Annotated in this window: 19 protein-coding genes; 3 read left to right on the top strand and 16 right to left on the bottom strand. The window is 66.1% G+C overall.

Going from position 1 to position 17,927, the window contains the following annotated elements; all coding sequences use genetic code 11:
• Nucleotides 1-31: 31 nt before the first annotated feature.
• The 8 genes from LDO29_RS26100 to LDO29_RS26065 all read right to left on the bottom strand — a co-directional run bounded on the left by LDO29_RS26100 (nucleotide 32) and on the right by LDO29_RS26065 (nucleotide 8,043).
• Nucleotides 32-1,162, bottom strand: a complete 1,131-nt coding sequence (locus LDO29_RS26100; RefSeq protein ID WP_224082633.1) for an acyl-CoA dehydrogenase family protein — start codon at nucleotides 1,160-1,162, stop codon at nucleotides 32-34.
• Nucleotides 1,163-1,195: 33 nt separating this feature from the next.
• Nucleotides 1,196-1,876, bottom strand: a complete 681-nt coding sequence (locus LDO29_RS26095; protein WP_224082632.1) for an SDR family oxidoreductase — start codon at nucleotides 1,874-1,876, stop codon at nucleotides 1,196-1,198.
• Nucleotides 1,877-1,965: 89 nt separating this feature from the next.
• The gene (locus LDO29_RS26090) at nucleotides 1,966-3,147 is read right to left on the bottom strand and encodes an acetyl-CoA C-acetyltransferase (RefSeq protein ID WP_224082631.1); all 1,182 of its coding nucleotides are present in this window, start codon (nucleotides 3,145-3,147) and stop codon (nucleotides 1,966-1,968) included.
• A gap of 59 nt (nucleotides 3,148-3,206) precedes the next feature.
• The gene (gene can / locus LDO29_RS26085; RefSeq protein WP_224082630.1) at nucleotides 3,207-3,878 is read right to left on the bottom strand and encodes a carbonate dehydratase; all 672 of its coding nucleotides are present in this window, start codon (nucleotides 3,876-3,878) and stop codon (nucleotides 3,207-3,209) included.
• A complete protein-coding gene (gene aceK, locus LDO29_RS26080; protein ID WP_224082629.1) occupies nucleotides 3,875-5,701 on the bottom strand; it encodes a bifunctional isocitrate dehydrogenase kinase/phosphatase in 1,827 nt (608 codons plus the stop codon). Before aceK ends, can begins: the two co-directional genes overlap by 4 nt.
• Nucleotides 5,702-5,791: 90 nt before the next feature.
• On the bottom strand, nucleotides 5,792-6,973 hold the full coding sequence (locus tag LDO29_RS26075; RefSeq protein WP_224082628.1) for an isovaleryl-CoA dehydrogenase: 1,182 nt from the start codon (nucleotides 6,971-6,973) through the stop codon (nucleotides 5,792-5,794).
• Between the two features lie 42 nt (nucleotides 6,974-7,015).
• Nucleotides 7,016-7,495: a PaaI family thioesterase gene (locus tag LDO29_RS26070; protein WP_224082627.1), complete on the bottom strand. Its 480-nt coding sequence runs from the start codon at nucleotides 7,493-7,495 to the stop codon at nucleotides 7,016-7,018.
• A gap of 92 nt (nucleotides 7,496-7,587) precedes the next feature.
• Nucleotides 7,588-8,043, bottom strand: a complete 456-nt coding sequence (locus LDO29_RS26065) for a MerR family transcriptional regulator (protein WP_224082626.1) — start codon at nucleotides 8,041-8,043, stop codon at nucleotides 7,588-7,590.
• A 220-nt stretch (nucleotides 8,044-8,263) separates the two neighbouring features.
• On the opposite strand from LDO29_RS26065, the gene LDO29_RS26060 reads away from it, so the two are divergent.
• Nucleotides 8,264-9,340 carry an MBL fold metallo-hydrolase gene (locus LDO29_RS26060; RefSeq protein ID WP_224082625.1) on the top strand — a complete coding sequence of 359 codons (1,077 nt, stop codon included), beginning with the start codon at nucleotides 8,264-8,266 and terminating at the stop codon, nucleotides 9,338-9,340.
• Between the two features lie 15 nt (nucleotides 9,341-9,355).
• Here the strand turns inward: LDO29_RS26060 and LDO29_RS26055 are convergent, their stop codons facing one another.
• The 5 genes from LDO29_RS26055 to argS form a co-directional block, all read right to left on the bottom strand.
• Nucleotides 9,356-10,183 carry a helical backbone metal receptor gene (locus LDO29_RS26055; protein ID WP_224082624.1) on the bottom strand — a complete coding sequence of 276 codons (828 nt, stop codon included), beginning with the start codon at nucleotides 10,181-10,183 and terminating at the stop codon, nucleotides 9,356-9,358.
• Nucleotides 10,184-10,185: 2 nt separating this feature from the next.
• Nucleotides 10,186-10,983: an SDR family oxidoreductase gene (locus tag LDO29_RS26050; protein WP_224082623.1), complete on the bottom strand. Its 798-nt coding sequence runs from the start codon at nucleotides 10,981-10,983 to the stop codon at nucleotides 10,186-10,188.
• 66 nt (nucleotides 10,984-11,049) lie between these two features.
• The gene (locus LDO29_RS26045) at nucleotides 11,050-11,685 is read right to left on the bottom strand and encodes a thiol:disulfide interchange protein DsbA/DsbL (RefSeq protein ID WP_224082622.1); all 636 of its coding nucleotides are present in this window, start codon (nucleotides 11,683-11,685) and stop codon (nucleotides 11,050-11,052) included.
• A gap of 91 nt (nucleotides 11,686-11,776) precedes the next feature.
• Entirely contained in the window at nucleotides 11,777-12,514 is a 738-nt protein-coding gene (locus LDO29_RS26040; protein ID WP_224082621.1) for an SPOR domain-containing protein, read from the bottom strand.
• A gap of 123 nt (nucleotides 12,515-12,637) precedes the next feature.
• Nucleotides 12,638-14,425 (bottom strand): arginine--tRNA ligase, encoded by a 1,788-nt coding sequence (argS, locus tag LDO29_RS26035; RefSeq protein ID WP_224082620.1) that lies wholly within the window; start codon nucleotides 14,423-14,425, stop codon nucleotides 12,638-12,640.
• Between the two features lie 274 nt (nucleotides 14,426-14,699).
• Between argS and LDO29_RS26030 the strand changes: the two genes are divergently transcribed.
• Nucleotides 14,700-15,020: a DUF1840 domain-containing protein gene (locus LDO29_RS26030; protein WP_224082649.1), complete on the top strand. Its 321-nt coding sequence runs from the start codon at nucleotides 14,700-14,702 to the stop codon at nucleotides 15,018-15,020.
• Nucleotides 15,021-15,161: 141 nt separating this feature from the next.
• Here LDO29_RS26030 and LDO29_RS26025 read toward each other — a convergent pair whose 3' ends face one another.
• Both LDO29_RS26025 and LDO29_RS26020 read right to left on the bottom strand, forming a co-directional pair.
• On the bottom strand, nucleotides 15,162-15,578 hold the full coding sequence (locus tag LDO29_RS26025; protein ID WP_224082619.1) for a DUF883 family protein: 417 nt from the start codon (nucleotides 15,576-15,578) through the stop codon (nucleotides 15,162-15,164).
• A gap of 51 nt (nucleotides 15,579-15,629) precedes the next feature.
• Nucleotides 15,630-15,794: a DUF1328 domain-containing protein gene (locus LDO29_RS26020; protein ID WP_224082618.1), complete on the bottom strand. Its 165-nt coding sequence runs from the start codon at nucleotides 15,792-15,794 to the stop codon at nucleotides 15,630-15,632.
• Nucleotides 15,795-16,072: 278 nt separating this feature from the next.
• Here LDO29_RS26020 and LDO29_RS26015 point away from each other — a divergent pair, with 278 nt between their 5' ends.
• A complete protein-coding gene (locus LDO29_RS26015; protein ID WP_224082617.1) occupies nucleotides 16,073-17,482 on the top strand; it encodes a sensor histidine kinase in 1,410 nt (469 codons plus the stop codon).
• 16 nt (nucleotides 17,483-17,498) lie between these two features.
• Here LDO29_RS26015 and LDO29_RS26010 read toward each other — a convergent pair whose 3' ends face one another.
• A complete protein-coding gene (locus LDO29_RS26010) occupies nucleotides 17,499-17,909 on the bottom strand; it encodes a response regulator (RefSeq protein ID WP_224082616.1) in 411 nt (136 codons plus the stop codon).
• Nucleotides 17,910-17,927: the final 18 nt, after the last annotated feature.

Genomic DNA, 17,927 nt, shown 5'->3' with positions numbered 1-17,927 from the left:
GCCCCATGGTACGCGCCTCGGCGCGCCGAGGCTACGCCAGCGCGCGTGCGATCAGGATCTTCTGGATGTCGCTGGTGCCTTCGTAGATCTGGCAGACGCGCACGTCTCGGTAGATGCGCTCGACCGGGAAGTCGCTGACATAGCCATAGCCGCCGAACACCTGGATGGCGTCGGAGCAGACCTTCTCGGCCATCTCGCTGGCAAATAGCTTGGCCATGGCGGCTTCCTTCAGGCAGGGCCGGCCGGCGTCCTTGAGCGAGGCGGCATGCCACACCATCTGGCGCGCCACGTCGATGCGCGTGGCCATCTCGGCCAGGCGGAACTGCACGGCCTGGTGCTGGAACAGCGGCTGGCCAAAGCTTTCTCGCTCCTTGGCATAGGCCAGCGCCGCCTCGAACGCGGCGCGCGCCATGCCGATGCTCTGCGAGGCGATGCCGATGCGCCCGCCTTCGAGCCCCGACAGCGCCATCTTGTAGCCGGCACCTTCGTCGCCGAGCATGTTGGCGGCCGGGATGCGGCAATCCTCGAACACGATCTGCGCGGTATCCGACGAATGCTGGCCGAGCTTGTCCTCGAGACGCGCCACCACATAGCCTGGCGTGGCGGTCGGCACGAGGAACGCGCTGATGCCGCGCTTGCCGGCGGCCTTGTCGGTCACGGCCATGACAATCGCCACGTCGGCATTCTGCCCGCTGGTGATGAACTGCTTAACGCCGTTGAGCACATAGTGATCGCCATCGCGCACGGCGGTGGTGCGCAATGCCGAGGCGTCCGACCCTACGTGCGGCTCGGTCAGGCAGAACGCGCCGAGCATCTCGCCGCGCGCGAGCGGGACCAGCCACTGCTGCTTCTGCGCTTCATCGGCGAACGCCATCAGCATGCTGCACACAGGGCAGTTGTTGACGCTGACGACGGTCGACGTGCCGCCGTCGCCCGCGGCGATCTCCTCCAGGATCAGCGCCAGTGACAGGTAGTCCAGCCCCGCGCCGCCGTAGGCTTCCGGCACAGCCACGCCATAGGCACCCAGCGCGGCCAGTTCGCGATGCACGTCCTTGGGGAAGACCTTGTCACGATCCCACTGCGCGGCCTGCGGCGCGATCACCTCCTGCGCGAACTGGCGCACGGCGTCGCGGATCATTTCCTGTTCGGATGTCAGCAGCATGTCGTTTCTGTATGAGGTGAGTCCGGCCCGCGCTTACCAGGGGATGGGGGTGCCGTCGTAGTTGAAGAAGCTGCCGTTGTCGCGGCGTTTGACGCCAGCCAGCACCTGGCGCAGACCCTTCACACTCTGCTGCGGCGTGAGGTCCGCGGCCTTGCCGCCCATGTCGGTCTGCACCCAGCCGGGATGCAGCGCCACGCAAGTGGCATGGCGCGCGTCGAGCGACACCGCCTTGAGCGCCGCGTTGACGCCGGCCTTGCTGACGCGGTACAGCCAGCTGCCATTGCTGTCCATGGAGCCGATGCTGCCCATGCGCGAGGACAGCACTGCCAGCACGCCGCCGTGCCCGCCCTGGCCGGTCTCGACATAGGGCAGCACCAGCGGCAGCGCCATCATCGGGCCGAGCACGTTCACGTGCATCACGCTGTCGAAGTCCTCGCGCGTGACCGGCTGCGCGCCTTCGGTGCGCGGGCCCAGCACGCCGGCGTTGTAGATGGCCACGTCCAGCGATTCGCCGTCGAGCTTCCAGCCCAGGCCGGCCACGGCGCCCGGGTCGGTCAGGTCGGCCTGGTGGGCTTCGGCGCCGAGCGCCTTCAGCGCGGCAAAGCCTTCGGGCGTGCGCGCCGCCGCGATGACGCGCCAGCCGTCGGCGCGGTACTGGCGTACGAATTCAAGACCGATGCCGCGCGAGGCACCGAGGATGAGTGCGGTTGGCAAGGGTGGGCTCCTGAGGCGGTGGTTAATCGATGGTTTCTGGTTTCTCCCCTCTCCCGCGAGCGGGAGAGGGGAGAAACACTAGCGGTGCGTCAGACGATCTCGATCCCCACCGCCGTCGCCTCGCCCCCACCAATACACAGACTAGCCACGCCGCGCTTGCCGCCGGTCTTGCGCAGCGCGCCGATCAGCGTGGTCATGATGCGCGCGCCCGAAGCGCCGATCGGGTGGCCCAGCGCGCAGGCGCCGCCGTGGATGTTGACCTTCTCGCGCGGGATCTTCAGGTCGTGCATGGCGGCCATCGGCACGACGGCGAAGGCCTCGTTGATCTCGAACAGGTCGACACTGTCGGTGGTCCAGTCCAGCTTGCGGTAGAGCTTGGCCATGGCTTCCACCGGCGCGGTGGTGAACCAGCCAGGCGCCTGCGCATGCGTGGTGTGGCCCAGCATGCGGGCGATCGGCTGCAGGCCGAGCTTCTTCGCGGTGGATTCGCGCATCATCACGAGCGCCGAGGCGCCGTCGTTGATCGACGACGACGATGCCGCCGTGATGGTGCCGTCCTTGGCAAACGCGGGCTTCAGCGACGGAATCTTGTCGAGCTTGATGCGGCGCGGGCCTTCGTCGGTGTCGATGACGGTGTCGCCGCCCTTGCCCGACACGGTGACCGGGGCGATCTCCCAGCGGAAGTCGCCGGCCTCGGTGGCCTGCTGCGCGCGGCGCACGCTTTCCATGGCGAAGGCGTCCTGCTGTTCGCGCGTGAAGCCGTACTTGGCGACGCAGTCCTCGCCGAAGGTGCCCATGGCGCGGCCCTTGTCATACGCATCTTCCAGGCCGTCCAGCATCATGTGGTCGTAGATCATGCCGTGGCCGATGCGGTAGCCGCCACGGCCCTTCGGGATCAGGTACGGCGCATTGGTCATGCTCTCCATGCCGCCGGCGATGGCGATGTCGAACGAGCCGGCCACCAGGCCGTCGTGGACGTTCATCGCCGCGCGCATGCCCGAGCCGCACATCTTGTTGACCGTCGTGCAGCCTACGCCCAGCGGCAGGCCCGCGCCCAGCGCCGCCTGGCGCGCCGGTGCCTGCCCCTGGCCGGCCGGCAGCACGCAGCCGAACACCACTTCCTCGACCTGATCCGGCTTGATGCCGGCGCGTTCCACCGCGGCGCGGATGGCCACGGCGCCGAGTTGCGGCGCGGTCAGCGACGAGAATTCGCCCTGGAAGGCCGCCATGGGGGTGCGGGCGGCGGAAACGATGACGATCGGGTCTTGCATGTCTGTTCTCCTGGTATCGATATGCGTACGAAATTCGTACGGAACGTGTGGCGGCCGCGTCAGCGGATCGAGGCCTGCGGCGGGTCGCCGAACTGGCGGTAGGCTGCGGCCAGCTGCTGGTGCAGCTCCTCGTTGCTACTGGCGGCCATGCCCAGGTCACGCAGCAGGCCGTCGGAAACGCCATACACCCAGCCGTGCACGGTCACGGCCTGCCCGCGTGCCCACGCATCCTGCAGCACGGTAGTCTGGCATAGGTTGCTGACCTGCTCGATCACGTTGAGCTCGCACAGGCGCGTGTGGGCATCGTCCTCGCGCAGGATGGTGCCGAGGTAGGCCTCGTGCTTGTCGGCCACGTCGCGCACATGGCGCAGCCAGTTGTCGGCGAGGCCGATGCGCTCGCGCTTGAGCGCGACCGACACGCCGCCGCAGCCATAGTGGCCAACTACCGTGATGTGGCGCACCTTGAGCACTTCCACGGCGAACTGGATCACCGACAGCGCATTCAGGTCGCTGTGCGCGATCACGTTGGCGATATTGCGGTGAACGAACACCTCGCCCGGCGCCAGGCCCAGGATCTGGTTGGCGGGCACGCGGGAATCGGAGCAACCGATCCACAGGTACTCCGGCGCCTGCTGGTTGGCCAGGCGCGTGAAGAAGGTGGGGTCTTCCGCGTTGACGCGGTCGACCCAGTCGCGATTGTTGCGGAACAGCTGGGCGATAGCATCATTCATGCGACCCTCCTTGCAAAGCTGGCGACGGGCGTGCTGGGCCCTGTCCTGCCGTAGCGGTGGATGAAGCGTTCGGAAGTGGGATAGGCAAAGAAGTCATGAACTTGTCCGGCAAGCAGCCGGTCTTTGTGGTCCTGCCACATGGCAGGGTCGAACAAATCTTCGTGATGGCGCAGGAATGCCTCGCGCACGCGCGGGTTGCCAAGCAGGAAGGTACGGAACGTCTCCGGGAAGATGTCGTGCGGACGCACGGTGTACCAGGTTTCGCCCGACATTTCTTCTTCTTCGTTGCGCGGCTCGGGCACGCGGCGCACATTGCAGTCGGTGAAATACTCGATCTCGTCGTAGTCGTAGAACACCACGCGGCCATGGCGTGTCACGCCGAAGTTCTTGTACAGCATGTCGCCGGGGAAAATGTTCGCGGCGATCAGCTCCTTGATCGCATTGCCGTACTCGACGATGCCGTGCTCCACCTGCTCGTCGGTGCCTTCCTGCAGCCAGATGTTCAGCGGCGTCATGCGGCGCTCGATATACACGTGCCGCACCACGATTTCCTCGCCGCCGTCCTTGCCGCGCTGGTATTCGATCATCGACGGCGCATGATGCTCCAGTTCGCGCACCAGGTCGTCATCGAAGCGCGACAGCGGGAACGCCACGTCGGAGTACTCCAGCGTGTCGGCCATGCGGCCAACGCGGTCGTGCTGCTTGACGAGCTGGTACTTGGACTTGACCAGCTCGCGCGTGGTTTCCTTCGGCGCCGGGTAGAAGTCCTTGATCACCTTGAACACGTACGGGTACGAGGGCAGCGTGAACACCAGCATCACCAGGCCCTTGATGCCCGGCGCGATGATGAACTTGTCCGACGAATGCTGCAGGTGATGCAGGAAATCGCGGTAGAACAGATTCTTGCCCTGCTTCTGCAAACCCAGGGAGGTGTAGATCTCCGCGCGCGGCTTGCGCGGCATGATGTCGCGCAGGAACGTCACGTAGGCCGACGGAATTTCCATGTCGACCATGAAGTACGAGTGCGTGAAGGAAAACAGGATCATCACCTGCAACTTCTTCAGCAGCACCGCGTCCAGCACCAGCTTGCCCGACGGCCCGTGCACGATCGGGATCGCCAGCGGATAGGTGCGGTCACCGTTCAGGATGCGGCCGATGATGAACGCCGACTTGTTGCGGAAGAACAGCGACGACAGCACGTGGATCTGGAAATTCGGCGCGATGCGGAAATCGCCGAAATGCTCTTCTACCGTGCGCACCACATAGCCGATGTCGCGGCGCAGGTCTTCGAACGGCCGCTCGAGCTGGTAGTTGTGCACGATGCGCTCGAAGCAGTCCGCCATGCCGTGGCGGCTGCCCGGGTAGTAGGCGCGGAAGGTCGGCTTCGTCGGCGATTCCTCGTTCTCGATGTACTCGGTCGAGATGGCCGGGCGCACGAAGATGAAGCCATTGTTGAAGTACGAGCGGTGCAGCAGGCGCGTGCAGACCGAATTGAAGAAGGTCTCGGCCAGTTCGGGCTGGTGGTGGTTGGTCAGCAGCCCGATGTAGTGCAGCTTGATCTGCTGCCAGATCTCGTCTTCGATGTTCTCGGCATCGTACTCGTCTTCCAGGATGACGCTGGTCTCGCGCACGCGCTCGTTGTAGAACGCGATGCGATCGCGCTGGATCTGCTGCAGGCCGAGCCAGTCGCCCGCCTCGAACTTCATCTTGGCCTGGTGGCTCACCTCACGGAACAGCCGGTAGTGCTTGTCGAACCCGTCCAGCATGGTCCGCGCCACGTCGAAGGCAATCTGCGAAGAGAGCAGTTTGGGGAAGTGGGACATGGGACGGGGTGGACGGTCGGGCGGGGGGCTAGTGGGATTGTAAATGGGTTTCGGGGCTAAATTTGGGGCGTGGAATGTGCGCCCCAAGAATCACATCGTCTCCGCAAACAACTCCCGTCCGATCAGCATCCGCCGAATCTCCGAAGTCCCGGCCCCGATCTCATACAGCTTGGCATCGCGCCACAGCCGGCCAGCGGGGTATTCGTTGATGTACCCGTTGCCGCCCAGGATCTGCACGGTCTCGCCCGCCATCCACGTGGCCTTCTCGGCCGTGTACAAGATCACCGCCGCGCAGTCCTTGCGGACCTGGCGCACGTGATCAACGCCGAGCGAATCGAGGTTCTTGCCGACCGTGTACAGGTAGCTGCGCGCCGCCTGCAGCGTGGTGTACATGTCGGCCACCTTGCCCTGGATCAGCTGGAACTCGCCGATGCTCTGGCCGAACTGCTTGCGGTCGTGGATATACGGCGTGACCACGTCCATGCACGCCTGCATGATGCCGACCGGGCCGCCCGACAGCACGGCGCGTTCGTAGTCGAGGCCGCTCATCAGCACCTTGGCGCCGCCATTCTCGGCGCCGAGGATGTTCTCGACCGGCACCTCCACGTCCTCGAACACCAGTTCGCCGGTGTGCGAGCCACGCATCCCGAGCTTGTCCAGCTTCTGCGCAACCGAGAAGCCCTTCATGCCTTTCTCGACGATGAACGCCGTCATGCCGCGCGCGCCCAGGTCCGGCTCGGTCTTGGCGTACACGACCAGCACGTCGCAGTCCGGGCCGTTGGTGATCCACATCTTGGTACCGTTAAGCACGTAGCGGTCGCCCTTGAAATCCGCCCGCAGCTTCATGCTGACCACGTCAGAGCCTGCGTTGGGTTCGCTCATCGCGAGCGCACCGATCCACTCGCCAGATACAAGCTTGGGCAGATACTTGGCCTTCTGCGCGGCGCTGCCGTTGCGGTGGATCTGGTTCACGCACAGGTTCGAGTGCGCGCCATAGGACAGGCCGACCGAAGCGGAGGCGCGGCTGATTTCCTCCATCGCCACCATGTGCGCGAGGTAGCCCATGTTGGCGCCGCCGTATTCCTCGGCCACGGTGATGCCGAGTACGCCAAGGTCGCCCATCTTCTTCCAGGCATCCATGGGGAACTGGTCGGTGCGGTCAATCTCGCCCGCGCGCGGGGCGAGTTCCGCCTGGGCCCAGTCGCGCACGGCGCCGCGCAGCATCTCGATGTCTTCGCCCAGGTCGAATTTCAGGCCAGGGAGTTCGGTCATGATGGTCTCCTGTTGGAATCTTGTTGGCGGCGGTGCGGTACGTCAGACGTGTTCGAGCGTGCGCACCACGCAAAGGGTCATCAGCATGGTCGCCACCAGCTTGCGGCGGCCCTGCTGTTCGACGAAGACATCGCCCTGGGCCACGATCAGCGTGCGGCCGGGCTTGAGCACGCGCCCCACGGCGATCAGGCGTTCGCCCTGCGCCGGGGACAGCAGGTTGATCTTGTACTCGGCGGTCAGGCCCGCCTCGCCCTCGCCTACCATGGTCAGCGCCGCGTAGCCGCACGCGCTGTCGGCCAGCGCACCGACGACGCCGCCATGGAAGAAACCATGCTGCTGGGTCACGCCCTCGGACCACGGCATGGCGATCTCCACCTCGCCGCGCTCGACGCGGGCCAGGGCGGCGCCAAAGGTCGACATCAGTCCCTGGCGGGCAAAGCTGCCGGCAATGGTGTCGGCCCGGGCCGCCGACAGCAGTTCGGGCGGGGCTGGATTGGCTGCAGCATCAAGGTCCTGCGTCATGGCGGCTCCCTGGTGAGGTTGTCCGGGTATTCTATTGACGTTTACGTAAACGTCAATCCGAGGTGGCACGAGGAGGCGCTGCAAGTGCAGCGTCAGGCGGTTTCGTGTTTGGCCGGGGCATTGGCGCGCGCCCGCTGGGCGTCCAGCAGTGCCCTGCACTGCTTTTCATGCTGGTCGATCTCGGCCAGTTGGGCTTGCAGGTCTTCAAGCTGGCGCTCAAGTGCTGCACGGTGTCCCGCCAGGGCATCGAGAAAGCGTTCAAGCTGCGGTGCGGAATCGCGCGGAGACTCGTACAGGTCAAGGATCTCGCGGATTTCATTGAGAGTAAGCCCCAACCTTTTACCGCGCAGCGTGAGCTTCAGGCGGGTACGTTCGCGCCCGTTGTAGACGCGCGTACGCCCGCCGGGACCGGCACGCTCGGGCGACAGCAGGCCCTGGTCCTCATAGAATCGGATGGCGCGTGGCGTGACATCGAACTCGCGCGCGAGGTCGGTGATCGTATAGGTGGCCGGGCCTGAGGACGATTCGCAAACGTGTGTGGCTGCCATGGTGCGCCCAAAGAAAGTGAACGGTCGTTCGTTGCGAAGTCAACTTTTAGCTTAAGATGGAGACGAGTCGCACGAGTTGACGTTTACGTTAGCGTCAACACTCGCGGCTGGCAACCGGCGTCCTCATGCCTGATCGACATGGCCGGCATGACGGCAAAGAAGAGAAAGCCCCGCCTGCCCCAGCGTGACATGGCGCAGGGCTTCGATGACGAGACTCCTCATGAACGCACTCGAACACCAGCTCCAATACCCGTTCGCGGACACCCTGCCCGAGCCCGGCACCAAGCAGGAAGTGGCGCCCGGCGTCTACTGGCTGCGCATGCCCCTGCCCTTCGCGCTGGACCACATCAACCTGTGGCTGCTGCGCGACCGGCTCGACGGCAGGGACGGCTGGACCATCGTCGACTGTGGTATTACCAACGACACCATCAAGGCGCACTGGGAAACCATCTTCGCCAACGAGCTCGAAGGCCTGCCTGTGGTTCGCGTGCTGGTCACGCACAGCCACCCCGACCACATCGGCCTGGCGCACTGGCTGTGCAAGCGCTTCGATGTGCGGCTATGGATGAGCCTGGGCGACTATATGAGCGCGCGCGTGATGGGCAGCGGCACCGGCGCGGGCTCCAGCGCCGGTGGCGAGCTGGCCGCCGAGCACTTCGCGCGCCACGGCCTGACCGACCCGGACAGCCAGGAAAAGCTGCGCGCCCGCAAGACCTACTACCCGTCGCTGGTGCCGGACGTGCCCACGCAGTACCGCCGCCTGATGGACGGCGACACTGTCGCCATCGGCACCGACGCGGCCACGGCCGGCTGGCGCGTGATCACCGGCTTCGGCCATTCGCCCGAGCATGTGGCGCTGTACAACGCCGCCACCAACGTGCTGATCTCCGGCGACATGGTGCTGCCGCGCATCTCGACCAACGTCAGCGTGTTCGACATGGAGCCCGAGGCCAACTCGCTGCAGCTCTATCTCGATTCGCTCGGCAAGTACCAGGACCTTCCCGAAGACGTGCTGATCCTGCCATCGCACGGCCGGCCCTTCCGCAACCTGCACACGCGCATCGCACAGCTGCGCGAGCACCACGTGGAACGCCTGGCGGAAACACTGGAAGCGTGCCGCGAGAAGCCGTGCTGCGCGCATGACATCGTCAGCGTGATCTTCAAGCGCCAGTTCGATATCCACCAGATGACGTTTGCCATGGGCGAGTCGCTGGCGCACCTGCATGCGCTGTGGCACCGGGGGGAATTGGTGCGGGAAATCGGGGATGATGGAGTGATTCGGTTCCGCGCAGCCTGAAGCCAGAAAAATCGCTCAGCCGCGCGCAGCGAGCGCGGCGAGATAGCGCACACCCTCGATCGCGCGGCTGCCGTACCACGACAGCATCTCGCCATCGACGAGCCGTACCGGCTTGCCGATCTGACGCTCCAGCACGTCGGCATGATCTTCAGTGAAGCGGTAGGGCTCGGTGGACAGCAGTATCTCGTCGAGCCCATGCACCAGCGCGTCATTCCAGCGGAAGCTCGGATAGCGTTCGCCGGCCGCGTTGGGCCGGCTGCAATCGCCATCCGCGCAGGCCTGCGGCGCGTCCTCCGGCCAGGTCTGCCAGTTCACCAGCGCCAGCATGCGGCTGATATAGGTGTCGCGCGACACCGTCATCCATGGGTCCTGCCAGATCGCGTAGAGCACCTTGCGTGCCGGCCACGCGCGGGCGCGGATGGCCTCCAGTTCCGCCTGCAGCGCGGCGCACAGGCGTTCAGCCTGCGGCTGGCGTCCGAAAATGCCGCCCAGCAGCCGGTACAGCTCGAAATTGTCTTCCGGCGCGCACGGATGCGTGACGATCACGTTGGGCACGAAGCTGCGGATCTCGTCCACGGTCTCGCGCCGGTTCTCGTCGATATTGACCACCACATGCGTCGGCGCGAGCTCGCGCAGGCGGTCGAGCTTCACGTCCTTGGTACCACCCACCTTGGCCACCGCGCGCACCGCCGGTTCCGGATGGATGCAGAAACCGGTGCGTGCCACCATCTGCTCGCCCAGTTCCAGCGCGAACAGCAGTTCGGTCACTGACGGCACCAGCGAGGCGATGCGGACATCGCCGCTGGCCGCGGCGTGCTGCTGGCCGACGGCGTCGCGCCACATGGTCAGTCTCCCGCGCCGCCGCGCGGCTTGCGCGGAGCCTTTGCGGCCAGCGCGTCGTAGAGCCAGCGCGGCATCACGTGCATCAGCGCCGCCACCACGCCCATCTGCCACGGGATCACCTTGAAGCGGCTCCCCGCCGCGATCGCCTTCACGGCCTTGCGCGCGAAAACGTCAGCATCCGTCAGGAACGGCATGCGATACGGGTTGTGCGCGGTCATCGGCGTACGGATGTAACCAGGCGCAATGGTCACCACGCGAATGCCGTGTCGCTGCTGTTCGAGCCGCAGGCTTTCCAGCAGCTTGATCACCGCCGACTTGGATGCGCTGTAGGCGCCGCCACCCGGCAACCCGCGCACGCCCGCCACGCTGGCAATGCCCACCAGCGTGCCGCGCCAGCCGCCGGCGCCGGGGTCCCGGTCGCGCATGGGCGCCAGGAAGGGCTGGAAGGTGGTGAGCACGCCGAACCAGTTGGTGTCCATCACCATGCGGAAGACCTCCAGGTCCTCGCGCTCGCTGGCGACCGTGCCAACCGACACCCCGGCGTTGGCGATGACCACGTCTGGCACGCCGAAGCGGCCCAGGAAGTCCTGCGCGGCCCGTGCCATGGCATCGGCATCGCGCACGTCGGCGGCATAGATATGCGCGGCGCCAGGGTTGGGCAGGCTCTGGGCAAGGTCGCGCAGGGCGTCTTCCCGCCGCGCCACCAGGCCGAGGATGGCGCCTTGCTGCGCATACTCGCGCGCCAGCGCCTGGCCCAGGCCGCTGGAGGCGCCGGTGAGGAAGACTTTCAGGGGGCGCATCGGTCTACCGGAGGCTCAAATGAAAAAAGGCCGGTACGGCAGCGTACCGGCCTTCGGAAACATGGATCAGAGCTTCTTGTCGCGAACCTGGGTCACCAGGTAATCCATGGCCTGGATCGCGCTGGCCTTGGTGCCGGCAATGGACGGCGAGGTCACGTACTTGCCCTGGACCACCACGGTCGGCACGCCGTCGATCTTGTAGGCATCGGCGATCTTGTTCGCACGCTGCGCGTTCGTGGTCACCGAGAACGAGTTGTAGGCGTCCAGGAACGCCTTGCGGTCGATGCCGTTCCTGGCCATGAAGTCGGCGATCTCGTTCGGGTCCAGCATGCGCTTGCGGTCGACGTGGATGGCGTTGAAGACCTTGCCATGCATGGCGTCGAGCTTGCCGATGGCCTCAAGCGCATAGAAGATCTTGGTGTGCGGCAGCAGGTCGTCGCGGAAGGCCACGGGCACGCGCTTGAAGACCACGTCCTTGCCCTGCTTCTTGACCCACGCCTCGAGTTCGGGCTCGAAGTCGAAGCAGTGCGGGCAGCCGTACCAGAAGAACTCGGTGACCTCGATCTTGCCGGCCGGCACGGGCTGCGGCGCCTTCAGCACCTGGTATTCCTTGCCTTCGGCGGGCGCCGCCTGGGCGGGAGCAGTCATCAGCAGGCTGCCGACGGCGGCGAACGTGGCAATCAGTGCGGCGAGTTTCTTCATCTTGGAACGGCCTTCCGGTTGGGCGATGAGCGTATGACAGCGGCGGCGGCATCCGGTTCAGCGGGCCGCCGGCCTTGGAGGTTACAGCGCGTTACTGCTTGGTGAAGCGGATCACCGAGGCGTCGAAGCCGGCCGATTGCAGCCGGTCGCGCGCCTTGTTCATATCCTCGATGCGGGCATAGGGCCCGATGCGGACGCGGTACATCTTCACGCCGTTGACATCGCGGTCGGTGATCTTGGCCTCGAAGCCCTGCATGGCCAGGTTGGCCTTCTGGCGGTCGGCGTCGTCCGAGGAGCGGAATGCACCCACCTGCAGCAGGTAGCCCACCTTGTTGGCATCAGCCTTGGCGATCTCGGCAATCGGGTCGATCACCGGCTTCTCGGCCGGCTTGTTCATGGCCAGGGGCTTCTCCGCCGGCTTTTCAGCAGGCTTTTCGGCGGGCTTTTCCGCCGGGCGCGCCACCGCCACCGGCGGCTGCCGCTCGCCGTTGCGGCTCTCCGGCGCCTGCTGCTGCGCCTCGGGCGCCGGCTGGCCGACCGGCTTGGCCGGGGTCTTGCTCCACAGCGGCTTGTTGGGATCGGATGGGCCTTCCTGCTGGGACTGGGATTGCGTGGGGCTTGGCAGGCTGCTGACCACGTTGCCCGGCTCGCTCGGCCGCGGCGGGGCGTTCTTCTGCTGGAACGGCGCCGGCGACTTGGTGATGTACAGGGCGACCACGACGGCAATGGCCAGCCCGACGATCAGCCCGAGCACCAGGCCCAGGAACGTTCCACCGCGCTGCTGGCTGCGGCGGGCACTGCGCGCATCGCGCTTGCGTTGCTGTTGCATAAGTCCTCTTAGGTGTTGCCGGAAGATTATAGTGCCAGCGCCGCCCACGGCGGCACCGGCCGCATCGCGGAGCCCGTCCCTGCCCCGCTGGCCGCCGGCCCGGTCTTGCGTGCTCGCCGTGGCTTACATGCGGCGGGGCGCCGAGACGCCGATCACCGCCAGGCCGTTGCGCAGCACCTGGCGCGTTGCCGCCAGCAGCGCCAGGCGGGCGCGCTTGACGGATTCGTCGTCCACCAGCACGCGGTCGGCATTGTAGAAGGCGTGGAAGTCGCCAGCCAGGTCGCGCAGGTAGAACGCAACGGCGTGCGGCGCGAGTTCGCCGGCGGCGGCGGCCAGCATCTCGGGGAACTCGGCCAGGCGCTGGCCCAGCGCCAGCGCCTGCGGGCTGGCGTCGGGGCCGGTCACGGCGGCCAGGTCGGTGCCGGCCAGTTCGGCCAGGCGGCTTTCCCAGTCGGCGCCGCCCCATGACTCGAAGATCGAGCAGATGCGCGCATGGGCGTACTGCACGTAATACACCGGATTCTCGTCGTTCTGCTTGAGCGCCAGGTCCACGTCGAACACGAACTCGGTGTCGGCCTTGCGCGACAGCAGGAAGAAGCGCACGGCGTCGCGTCCGCGCGTGAAGTGCTCGGGCCAGTCGGCCACGCCGGCATCCAGGCAGCCGCGGATGGTCTCGTCGCCGCCATTGGACCATTCGATCAGGTCGCGCACGGTCACGTAGGAGCCGGCGCGCTTGGAGATCTTCACCTCCTCGCCGTTCTTCATCACGGTGACCATCTTGTGCAGCACGTAATCGGGGTAGCCCTTGGGAATGCCGATGTCCAGCCCCTGCAGGCCGGCGCGCACGCGCGCGATGGTGCCGTGGTGATCGCTGCCCTGCACGTTGATGACCTTGGTGAAGCCGCGCTCCCACTTGGTCGTGTGGTAGGCCACGTCCGGCACGAAGTAGGTGTAGGTACCGTCGGTCTTCTTCATGACCCGGTCCTTGTCGTCGCCGTCGTCGGTGGTGCGCAGCCACAGCGCGCCTTCGCTCTCGTAGGTCTTGCCCTTGGCGACCAGCGCCTGCACCGCGGCTTCGACGCGGCCGTCGGTGTAGAGCGACGATTCCAGGTAGTAGTGGTCGAACTTGACGCCGAAGGCCTGCAGGTCGATGTCCTGCTCGTTGCGCAGGTAGGTCACGGCGAACTTGCGGATCGAGTCCAGGTCTTCCGGGTTGCCCGACGCAGTCACCGGCTCGCCATCCGACGCGCTCACGGTCTTGCCGGCCAGGAAGTCGGCGGCGATGTCGGCGATGTAGTCGCCGTTGTAGGCGGCTTCCGGCCAGTTGGCGTCGCCGGGCTTGAAGCCGCGCGCACGGGCCTGGACCGACACGGCCAGGTTCTGGATCTGCACGCCGGCGTCGTTGTAATAGAACTCGCGGTGCACGTCGTAGCCCTGCCACGACAGCAGGTTGGCCAGCGCGTCGCCGAGCGCGGCCTGGCGGCCGTGGCCGACGTGCAGCGGACCGGTCGGATTGGCCGAGACGAACTCCACCAGCACGTGGCCGTGCACGCCGCGCTCCTGCGCGCCGTAGTGGTTGCCTTCATTCAGCACCGCACGCAGCACGTCGGCCTTGGCCGCCGGCGTCAGGCGCAGGTTGATGAAACCCGGGCCGGCGATCTCCATGGCTGCGACCAGGCCGGCCGCGCGCGGGTCCGCCTGGACCACCGCCACGATGCGCTGGGCCAGCTCGCGCGGATTGCTCTTGAGCGCGCGCGCCACCTGCATGGCGATGTTGCAGGCCAGGTCGCCGTGGGCGGCGGCCTTGGGCCGCTCGAAAGTCACGGCCGGCAGGGCCGCGTCGGCTGGGGCAAGCGCGCGCACCGCATCAGTGAACGCAGCGGCAAGATTGGAGGTCTGAACAGGCAGCATGGATGTCGAAGCCCTGAGGGGCGGTAGTCTGGCAGGCGGCGCGACGCGCCCGGGCGCCAGCCGGCAATGCCGGCAGAATGCCGCGGGCAGGACACCGCGAAGTGGCGCGCATGTGAACGCCGCGCCGCGTGACCGGCAATGGAATTCGGAAACGCGGAATTTTATCAGGTGCTATGCTGACATCATGCGCGCGACTCGCAAGAGCCACAATCCGCGCGGCCACTCCCGCCCCCGGGAGCCCGCGTTCCGCATGTCCGTGAAAGGAAACAACATCATGCTGATCACCTTCAAATCCCATGCCGCGCAGGACCTGATCATGATGAGGGATCTGGCCATGACGCTACTGGGCATCATCGGCAAGCATCTCGGAGAGCGGGGGGTGATCACCACGGAAGAGTTGCCGCGCGCGATCCAGAAGCTGGAAGCCGCCGTCAGCGATGCCAAGCGCAACCATCCTGCCGAAACCGCCGTCAATGACGGCAAGCATGAAGAGGACGACGAAGAGCCACTGCACCTGGGGCAGCGTGCCTATCCGTTCCTTGACATGCTGCGCGCCTCGCAGCGCGAAGGGGTGGATGTGCTCTGGGGCGTCTGAAACGGCGTCCGGATGCAAAAAACGCCCGGCACCGCCTCAGCGGGGCCGGGCTTCCGGATCGTGGATGTTATCCGGACAAGGGGGGAACGTTGCTGCGGCCGTCGCGCCTGCCCGCGCACAGCCACAGGCTCCACAGGCTTGCTACTCCCGGTGACGGGTGGCCAGCATCAGCCCGATCAGCGCACCGATCGCCGCGGCCAGCCCGACCGCCTTGAGCGGGGACTCGGCGACCCGCTGCTGCGCATGCACCACCGCACCGTCCATGCGCTCCCGCACCTGGGACACACTATCCCCGGCCTGCGCGCGCAGGCGGTCCGTCAATTCGCCGGCCCGCTCACGCAACCGGCGCCCGGCGTTCAGGCTCTGCTCCGATCCTTCGCTCGCCAGCACCTCGATGGTCTGCTGCAACTGGCTGATCAGCGCCTTCACCTCGTCGGAAACAGGGCCTGCCGCTTCGCGTGTGTCGCGCGCGGCGTGCCGGATCCGGCGAATGGTGCTGTCGGCACTGTCGGCAAGGTGGGCGATTTCCTTCCGGACTTTCGGGTTCTGCGTCAGCATGGGGCCTCCTCTTCGGGATCACTGTTGGCACAAGGCATTCGCGTGTCCGCGTCAGCGCCTGCGAATCAAGCCCATCACGGCGGTGACCAGGGCCACGATCAGGAAGATGAAGAACAGGATCTTGGCGATCTCCACGGCGCCGGCAGCAATACCGCCAAAGCCGAAGACCGCGGCAATCAGCGCGATAACGAAAAAGACGAGTGCATATTGCAGCATGACTGGACTCCCGAATGTAGCGATTCCTGCCCACATGGCGGGCCGGATCAACGGTTAGGGCTTGCGTGGCCACGAACAAGCTCATAGCCTCATCGTAGGAAGCCACCCCCGGCGCAGACACCGACAGCGGGCCGATTCCGCTGTCAGCCGAGTCCTACAATGCCGCCCCGTTGGCGGCACGCGCAGCGTCCATCGCCACGGTTACAGGTTGACCCCGCCCGGAGGATGTGATCCCATGGCCGCACCCTGCGGCAAGCGCTCCATCGAGGAATTGCCTCATGTTCAAGCAGTTCAATCAGTCATTCCTGCCCCATACCCTGCTGCTCGCTGGCGGCATCCTGCTGACACTGGCGGTGCTGGTCGCGTCCGAAACCGGCAACATCCGGCTCCGCGAAAGCTACACCGATGTCATCCGCTCCCAGCGCGTGCAAACCCAGCTGGCCGCGCTCAACGGCGAACTGGTCAATGCCGAGGCCGGCCAGCGCGGCTTCCTGCTGACTGGCAAGGACAGCTACCTGGAGCCCTACTACCAGGCGCTGCCGCGCATCAACGAACTGATGGCTCAGATCCGCGCCGACTATGCCGGCGACGCCGAAGCGCTGAAGCTGTTCGGCGAAACGTCCAAGCAGATCAGCAGCAAGCTCAACGAGATGGCGCTGACCATGCTGTATGGCAAGCGCGACCTGGCCGTGGCACTGGACCTTGTGCGTACCGACTACGGCAAGCAGACCATGGACAACGCGCGCCGCGGCCTGGACCAGCTGCAGGCGCGGGAAGCCGGGGCCGTGGCTCGCCGGCTGGAAGGCGCGGAGCGTAACTTGCAACTGTCGCGCTATGGCATCGGCCTGCTCACCGCCATCAATATCGTGCTGCTGGTCACCGTGGGGCTGGGCCACGCCAAGCGCCTGACCTCGTCCGAGGTAGCACGCTCGCAGGCTGAGGAAGAAGGTATCCGGCTGGAGCGCAAGGTGCGCGCGCGCACGCGCCAGCTGTCGGCGCTGGCCGGTCACCTGCAGCGCGTGACCGAGGACGAGAAGACCCGCCTTGCACGCGAACTGCACGACGAGCTCGGCGCCATTCTGACGGCCATCAAGCTGGACCTGCACTGGGTGCGCCGGCGCGTGCAGGACAACCATCCCGAAGCCGCGGAGAAGCTGTCGCGCGTGATGCTGCATGTGGACCAGGGCATTCAGATCAAGCGCCGCCTGATCGAAGACCTGCGGCCCACCGTGCTGCTCAACCTGGGGCTGCGCGCCGCGCTGTGCCAGCTGGTGGAGGATGTCGCGGGGCGCAACCACTGGGAGGCCGAGGTCAGCGTGCCGGACGACCTGCCGCCGCTGCGCGACGATGCCGCGATCGCGCTCTACCGCATCGCGCAGGAGTCGCTGACCAATGCCAGCAAGTACTCGCAGGCCAGCCATATCCGGCTGTCGCTCGGCTGCACTGACGAGCAGCTGACCCTGGCGATCCACGACGACGGCAAGGGCCTGCCGCTGGATTTCGATGCCGGCAGTACCGCCGGGCACCACGGCCTGCTCGGCATGGAGCAGCGCGTGACGGCGCTGGGCGGCAGCATGCAGATCGTGTCGTCGCCGAACACGGGGGTGAGCATCCGCGTCGAAGTGCCGCTCACCGCATCGGTACTGGCGCCGGCAGAGGAGCCGGCCAGCGAGACCTCTCAGGAATAATCAGGAAGCCGCGAAATCAGGAACCGGCCGCCGCGTGTTCCTCGATCACACGGAACACCTGTTCGAGTTCCAGCGACTTGTCGAAGAAATAGTCGGCACCGGCCTCGGCGCACTGGTGCCGGTATATGGCAACCTGCGCGTGGTTGGTGTAGACGATGCGCAGGCCGGGCAAGCCCTTGCTCTTCATGGCCCTCAGCACATTGATGCCATTGCCCTGGCGCAGCTGCAGGTCGACGATGACCACGTCATATGGCTGGTCGCCGGTGACCATGCGCAGCGCCATGGCCTCGGTATCGGCCCAGTCGACACTCCGCACATGTGGAAAGTCGCTCAGGTATTCAAGGAGCATGCCTCGCAGGACTGCCGAATCCTCGATCAGCAGAACGCGTAGTGCCCGGTATGAGGGGTTCAAAGGCTGCTCCGACATTCTTCAACGACGTTCAGT

The sequence above is a fragment of the Cupriavidus laharis genome (assembly GCF_914271435.1).
GTDB lineage: Bacteria > Pseudomonadota > Gammaproteobacteria > Burkholderiales > Burkholderiaceae > Cupriavidus > Cupriavidus laharis.
This window is presented reverse-complemented; position numbering and strand designations above follow the sequence as displayed.